Here is a 7,073-nt window from a genome sequence, read left to right on the forward strand (position 1 = left end):
CACCATGAACCCCGCTGAACTTTCCCATTTCGGCTTTCTGACGCTACCCGACTATTCGATGATCGCGGTCACCAACGCGATCGAGGCATGCCGCATGGCGAATCGCTGCGTCGGCCGCACCGTCTATACCTGGAGCCTGCTCGGTCTGGACGATACGCCGGTTGCCGCGAGCAACGGCATGATGATCGCGCCCACCAGCGCGCTCGATCCCGCGGCATTGCCCGACATCGTCTTCGTCTGCGGCGGCGTGGATGTCCGCAGCGTCGTCGGCAAGCCGCATCTCGCCGCGCTGCGCTGGATCGCGCGGCACGGCACGCCGCTGGGCGCCTTGTGCACCGGCACTTTCGCCCTCGCCGAGGCCGGGCTGCTCGATGGCTATCGTTGTGCGGTGCACTGGGAGGATGTCACGTCGATCCGCGAGGAATTCCCCGAGGTCGAACTCGCCAACGAACTCTTCGTGCTCGACCGGGATCGGCTGACCTGTACGGGAGGCGTCGGTCCGCTCGACATGATGCTGTTCCTGATCGAGGCGAAGCTGGGCCGGGTCATTGCCGAACATGTCTCGGTGACCTTCATCCTCGATCGCATCCGCGCCAGCGGCGAGCGTCAGCCGATCAGCGAGAACGACCGGATCGTGCCGAACCAGCCGCTGCTCACCCAGGCGATCAGGTTGATCGAGGATCAGCTTACCGAGAAGCAGCCGATGCAGGATGTCGCGGATGCGCTCGGTATCTCGCTCCGCCAGTTGCAGCGCCTGTTCCGCACCTATCTCCATGAAAGCCCCGGCGCCTTCGCCAAGGAACTCCGGCTCAAGCGCGCTCAGATCATGCTCCAGCAGATGCGGATGCCGGTGACCGAAGTGGCGCTGGCCTGCGGCTTCACGTCGAGCGCCTATTTCTCCAGCGCCTACCGCGCCCATTTCGGCTATTCGCCGAGTGCCGAGCGTCACCTTCGGGCGATGTCCGCGCTGCCGTCGTTTGCTTCCGGCCAGCGCCCCTCATCCCACCCCGCGAGGTCGCCCGCATGATCGCCAACGCTGATGCCCTGTTCAGGCCGCTCAAAATCGGCAACGTCACGATCCGCAACCGGGTGATGAGCACGAGCCACGCGCCGGGCTATGGGCGCGACGGCAAGCCGCAGGAGCGTTATCAGCTCTATCATGAGGAAAAAGCGAAAGGCGGCATCGGGCTGACCATGTTCGGCGGCTCGTCCTCGGTCTCGCCCGACAGCCCCGCCGCGCCCTGGAACCAGATTTCGGTCGCTGACGACACGGTCATCCCCTATTTCCGGCAATTCGCCGAGCGCATCCACCGCCATGGCGCAAAGCTGATGATCCAGCTCACCCATATGGGACGGCGAACCCGCTGGGATACCGAGAACTGGCTGCCGACGGTCTCCGCTTCGCCCCGGCGCGAGCCGGCGAGCCGCTCGATCCCGCGCGAGATGGAGAAGGAGGATATCGACCGGGTGATCGCCGATTTCGCCGAAGCCGCGCGCCGCGCCCAGGAAGGCGGGCTCGACGGCTGTGAAATCTCGGCGGCGCACGGCCATCTGATCGATCAGTTCTGGTCGCCGTCGGTCAATCAGCGGACCGACGGCTATGGCGGATCGCTGCTGGATCGGATGCGCCTCGGTTTTGAAGTTCTCGAAGCGATGCGCAAGGCGACGGAGGGAAAATTCGTCATCGGCATGCGCATGTCGGGCGACGAATTGCTCGCCGAGGGGCTCAGCCACGAGGATTGCGTCGCGATCGCGGTGGAGCACGCGAAGCGCGGCCTGATCGATTTCGTCAACGTGATGGGCGGGCAGGCGCGCGACCATCTCGCCCACGCGATTTCGCTGCCGAACATGGCGTTTCCGGTCGCACCCTTTCTCTATCTCGCGAGCGCGGTCAAGCGCGAGGTCGATGTGCCGGTGTTTCACGCCCAGCGCATCACCGATCTCGCAACGGCGGCGCGCGCCGTCGCCGAAGGCCATATCGACATGGTGGCGATGACCAGGGCGCACATCGCCGATCCGCATCTGGTCAGGAAACTCTCGGAAGGGCGCGAGGACGATATCCGCCAATGCGTCGGCGCCGGCTACTGCATCGACCGGATCTACACCGGCGCGGATGCGCTGTGCATCCAGAACGCCGCGACCGGGCGCGAGGCGACGATGCCGCACGTGATCGCGACGTCGGACCATAAGCGGCGCGTCGTCGTGATCGGCGGCGGGCCGGCGGGGCTAGAAGCCGCGCGCGTCTGTGCCGAACGCGGCCATGCGGTCGTGCTGTTCGAGCGGGAACCGAGCCTCGGCGGCCAGATCAATATCGCCGCCAGGGCCGGCTGGCGCGAGGCGCTGTCGGGCATTCCGCGCTGGCTCGCGGATCAGGTCAGAAAACGCGGCGTCGATATCCGGCTCGCGACCGAGGCGACCGGCGCTGCGGTGCTCGCCGAGGACCCCGATATCGTCATCGTCGCGTCCGGCGGCCGGCCAAATCCCGGCTTCATGACGGGTGCCGATCTCGTCGTCACCACCGCCGACGTGCTGCGGGGAGGGATGGAGCTTGCCGGTTCGGTGCTGCTCTATGACGGCATGGGCCAGCATAACGGCGCCTCATGCGCCGAATATCTCGCGCGGCGCGGCGCGCTGGTCGAACTGGTCACCCCGGACCGGATGGCGGCGGAGGAGGTCGGCACCACGAACCAGCCGGTGCATCTGCGCGAGCTGTACAAACTCGGCGTCATCATGACGGCGAATCTCGACCTGCTGGAGGTCCGGCGCGAGGACAACCGGCTGGTCGCGGTGCTCAAGAACACGATGAGCCTGATCGAGGAAGAACGCGCGGTCGATCATGTCGTCGTCGATTTCGGCACGCTGCCGGTCGATGCGACGTATCACGCGCTCAAGGAACAATCCTCGAATCGCGGCCAGATCGATATCGCCGCGCTGATCGCGGGACACCGCCAGCCGCACCTGAACCAGCCCGGTTTCGCGCTCTACCGGATCGGCGACGCAGCGGCGGGGCGCAACATCCACGCCGCGATCTACGACGCGCTGCGTCTGTGCAAGGATTTCTGACGCGCGATGGCACCGGGCAGTCTCCTAATCGTGCTCGCCTGGGGTCTGCTCGGGTTTCTGGCGATCCAGATCCTGCGTCTCGCGTCGCTGTGGCGGCGCGGCGCGGCCGCAAACATCGACTGGCTAGCGGGTCTCGCCGCCGTACCGCGCCGGTATTTCGTCGATGTCCACGCGGTCGTCGCGCGCAAGCCCGAGGCGGCGCGGATGCACATGGCGATCGCCGGCGGGCTGCTCGCCGGCACGGTTCTGCTCCTGCTCGGCATCGTGCCGCGGTTCCGCGCGAGTTTTGTTTATTGGCTGCTCGTGGCCATCGCTTTCGCCATTGCGGTCGCTGGAGCCGTGCTGGTCGCGCGGCGTCGCCGGCCGGCGCGTCCGGCCAATCTCTCGGGCGGCAGCTTCACCACACTGCCGCTCTGGCTCTCCACCTACGCGGCGGGCGGGCTGATCGGCGCGATCGGCATTCTCGCGCGCGTCGATGCGCTTGGCGCGATCGGGCTGGTGCTTGCCGCGATCGGCGGGATCATGCTGGTCGCACAGATCCCGACCGGCCCGATGCGCCACGCGATCGCCGGCGCGCTGCATCTCGCGGCCCACCCACGGCCGGAGCGCTTCGCGGGAATGCCGGCAAGCGGCCTCGCGCCGGTCCCGCTCGATGATCCCGAGTCATTCGGTGTTGCGCGGATCGAGGACTTCGCCTGGAATCGGCTGCTTGGCTTTGATTCCTGCATCCAGTGCGGCCGCTGCGAGGCGGCCTGTCCGGCCTTCGCCGCCGAACAGCCGCTCAACCCGAAAGCGCTGATCCAGGATTTTTGCGCCGCGATGCGCCCGGACGATCCTCCCGCCTATGCCGGCAGTCCGCATCCCGGCATCGAAGATGCGGCAGCCGGAACCATCCTCGGCACGATCCACCCCGAAACAATCTGGTCCTGCACCACCTGCCGCGCCTGCGTCGCCGCCTGTCCGATGATGATCGAGCATGTCGATGCGGTGATCGATCTTCGCCGGCATCAGACGCTTTCGCTGGGCGCAGCCCCTGGCAAGGCCGCGCCTGCACTGACCGAACTCCGCTACGCCGGCAATCCGGGCGGGTATGACCCGGCCGGACGGCTCGATTTCGCCGCCGGGCTCGATATTCCGGTGCTCGAAGCCGGCGGTTCGGCCGATGTGCTGCTCTGGCTCGGCGATGGCGCCTTCGACCGCCGCTACGGCCGCACCTTGCGCGCGCTCATCGAGATTCTTCGTGCCGCCTGCGTCGATTTCGCTGTGCTTGGCGCTGCCGAACAGGATTGCGGCGACCTTGCCCGCCGCCTCGGCGACGAGGCGATTTTCGCCCAGCTCGCCCGCGCGAATATCGAAACGCTGAAGACGCGGCGGTTCGTACGGATCGTCACCGCCGATCCACACGCGCTGCATGTGCTGCGTCAGGAATACCCGGCCTATGGCGGGGTTTTCCGGGTCGAACACCACACCGCGCTGATCGACGAATTGATCGGCGCGGGCCGGATCAGCCTCGCGCCGCGCGGCGATGACGCGATCACCTATCACGATCCCTGCTATCTCGGCCGCTACAACGGCGAGACCGAGGCGCCGCGCCGCATCCTCGCCCGGCTCACCGGCAATGCGGTCGAAATGGCGCGGCACGGCCGGAATTCATTCTGCTGCGGCGGCGGCGGCGGCGCGCCGGTCACCGATATTCCGGGCAAGCGCCGCATTCCCGATCTGCGGATCGAGCAGGCGCGTGCTACCGGCGCATCAACCGTCGCGGTCGCCTGCCCCGGCTGCACCGCGATGCTCGAAGGCGTGGTCGAGCCGCGCCCCGCCATCCGCGACATCGCCGAACTGGTGCACGATTCGCTGATTCTGCCGGGCGACGCGGCGCCGGCTCACGCGATGCTATCCATATGAGCCGGATTCGCCGCGATCCGCGCGCCGCGCTGCTCGCCGTGACCGTCGCGACCCGGCCGCGCCTGCGGATCGACCGGGCGCATCGCGGCGATGGACTTCGTGCGGATCCGGCTCCTTCCGCCATCGCCGAAACCCCACCGCGCCGCATCGCGATCGCCGATCCCGCGTATCTCGTCTTCGCGGTCGCCGACGTGCCGGGCGGAACGCTGACCCGGCACGACCGCCAGGTGCTCGGCGCGGCGCGGCTGCTGGATGGCGGCAATCAAGCCGCCGTCGTGCTGGTGGCGCCGCACACGGACGAGGATGTCGGGGCGCTCGGCGCCGACCGGACGCTGCCGGGCGCGCGCAACGTCTCCTACGACCCCGAGGGCGTGGCGGCCGCGATCGCCGCCGCGATCGCGCACCACCGACCGCGCCACGTGCTGTTTCCCGAAAGCGCCGATGGCGGCGATCTCGCCCGCCGGGTTGCCGCCTTGCTCGACGAGCCGCTGTTCGACTCGGTCGAAAACCTGTCGGCCCGCGTCGCGATCCGTCCGGCCACGGCGCGCCGCCTTGAATGGCGGGCCGCGCCGTCACGGCTGATGACGATCGCGCCCGACATGATCGCGCCCTATCGCGGATCCCCGCACGACGCGGCACCGCTCGATGCGCCAGTCCCGAACCCCGAATCGCGCTGTATTCTCAATGCCGAGCGGGTTGCCGTCGATGCGGCGGACATCCCGCTCGACGAGGCCGCCCTGGTCATCGCCGCCGGTAACGGCGTCACCGATTTCGCCGGCTTTCTCGAACTCGCCCTCGCGCTCGGCGCGACACCGGGCGCCAGCCGCGTGGTGTGCGACGCGGGGCATCTGCCGCGCAGATTGCAGGTCGGCGCTTCGGGCACCGTGCTCAATGCCGATTGCTACGTCGCCTTCGGCATCTCGGGCGCGCCGCAGCATCTGCAGGGAATCGGCCAGGTCGAACACGTGATCGCGGTGAACACCGATCTGCACGCCGCGATGATCGCCCGCGCCGAACTCGCGATCGTCGCCGATGCGCAGGCGATCATGCCGGCTCTGCTCGATGCCCTGGAGTCGCGGCGATGAAGGCGGTGGTTCTGCTGTCCGCCGGGCGGCACCCGAACTCGGGCGCGCCGATGCCGGTGCGCGCTGAGCTTCAGGCGATAGCACTCGGCCGCCGGCTCGGCTGCATCGTCGGGGGGCTCCACGCCGGAGCGGCGGACAAGGCGATCGCCGACTGTCTCGGTCACGGCCTCGCCACGATCGCCGTGCTCGCGATCGGCCCGGACGACGATCCCATCCCCGCGCTCGCCGCCGAGATCGCGGCCATCGCGCCAGATCTCATTCTCGCCGGGCGACGCGGCCAGGGCGGCGCCGATACCGGGCTGCTACCCTATCGTCTCGCCCGCGCCTGCGATCTGCCGATCGCCGCCGATGCGGTCGCGATTGCGCGGGAGGCTGACGACACTCTCTCGGTCGTCCAGTCGCTGCCGCGCGGCGCACGGCGGCGCCTTAGTCTTCGCACGCCAGCGCTCGTCACGGTCCACCAAGCCGCACCGCCAGAGCGCCCCTTCGTGTATCGCGAGCGTCTTGCCGGCCGGATCGATGAAAAGCCGGGGCTGTGCGTGCCGGCCCAGGCGATCGGGTTCGAGAACCGGCCCTATCGGCCGCGTCCCAGGCTGATCGGCGACGGCGCCGCCGGTGGTTCGGCAGAACAGCGGCTGCGCGCGGCGACCGAGACGAAGTCGGTCGGCGGAACCTTGATGATCGACCCCGATCCGGCCGACGCGGCGGCGGCGATCCTGGACTATCTCACGGCATTTCGCGCAAGATCATGAATCTGGGTGCACGATATATGGCTTATCCGATCGCCTTGCGGACCGCCTCGTTGACGCGCTGTTGCCAGCCGCGTCCGCTCGCACGCAGCTTCTCCACCAGATCGCGATCGAAGCGCACGCTGACTGCAATCTTGGTCGGTTGTTCGTAAGCGCGAATTTCGGCGCACCTAGGCCGGGTGGCGGGCTGCTGGGAATAGGTGTCCACTTACGGGAGGTGGATACTTATGATGGAGCGGATTGGACCGCATGGTCTGGAAATAACGGGCGT

6 protein-coding genes are annotated in these 7,073 nt (G+C 68.1%); 5 read left to right on the top strand and 1 reads right to left on the bottom strand.

The genetic code is table 11. The annotated features are described in order from the left end of the window. Positions 1 to 4 precede the first annotated feature (4 nt). From L2A60_RS13595 to L2A60_RS13615, 5 genes are read left to right on the top strand one after another with little or no spacing between them, the layout of a single operon-like run. Positions 5 to 1,027, top strand: coding sequence for a GlxA family transcriptional regulator (locus L2A60_RS13595; protein ID WP_235704963.1), 1,023 nt, complete (start codon positions 5 to 7; stop codon positions 1,025 to 1,027). Then, positions 1,024 to 3,063 (top strand): NADH:flavin oxidoreductase, encoded by a 2,040-nt coding sequence (locus L2A60_RS13600; RefSeq protein ID WP_235704964.1) that lies wholly within the window; start codon positions 1,024 to 1,026, stop codon positions 3,061 to 3,063. Before L2A60_RS13595 ends, L2A60_RS13600 begins: the two co-directional genes overlap by 4 nt. Before the next feature lie 6 nt (positions 3,064 to 3,069). Then, on the top strand, positions 3,070 to 4,968 hold the full coding sequence (locus L2A60_RS13605) for a DUF3483 domain-containing protein (protein ID WP_235704965.1): 1,899 nt from the start codon (positions 3,070 to 3,072) through the stop codon (positions 4,966 to 4,968). After that, a complete protein-coding gene (locus tag L2A60_RS13610) occupies positions 4,965 to 6,053 on the top strand; it encodes an electron transfer flavoprotein subunit alpha/FixB family protein (protein WP_235704967.1) in 1,089 nt (362 codons plus the stop codon). The genes L2A60_RS13605 and L2A60_RS13610 overlap by 4 nt, the downstream gene beginning before the upstream one ends. After that, a complete protein-coding gene (locus L2A60_RS13615) occupies positions 6,050 to 6,805 on the top strand; it encodes an adenine nucleotide alpha hydrolase family protein (protein WP_235704968.1) in 756 nt (251 codons plus the stop codon). The genes L2A60_RS13610 and L2A60_RS13615 overlap by 4 nt, the downstream gene beginning before the upstream one ends. Positions 6,806 to 6,827: 22 nt before the next feature. On the opposite strand, the gene L2A60_RS13620 is transcribed toward L2A60_RS13615, so the two are convergent. Beyond that, positions 6,828 to 7,010 (bottom strand): BrnA antitoxin family protein, encoded by a 183-nt coding sequence (locus tag L2A60_RS13620; RefSeq protein ID WP_235704970.1) that lies wholly within the window; start codon positions 7,008 to 7,010, stop codon positions 6,828 to 6,830. Positions 7,011 to 7,073 lie beyond the last annotated feature (63 nt).

This window comes from Acidiphilium iwatense, from assembly GCF_021556475.1.
Lineage (GTDB): Bacteria > Pseudomonadota > Alphaproteobacteria > Acetobacterales > Acetobacteraceae > Acidiphilium > Acidiphilium iwatense.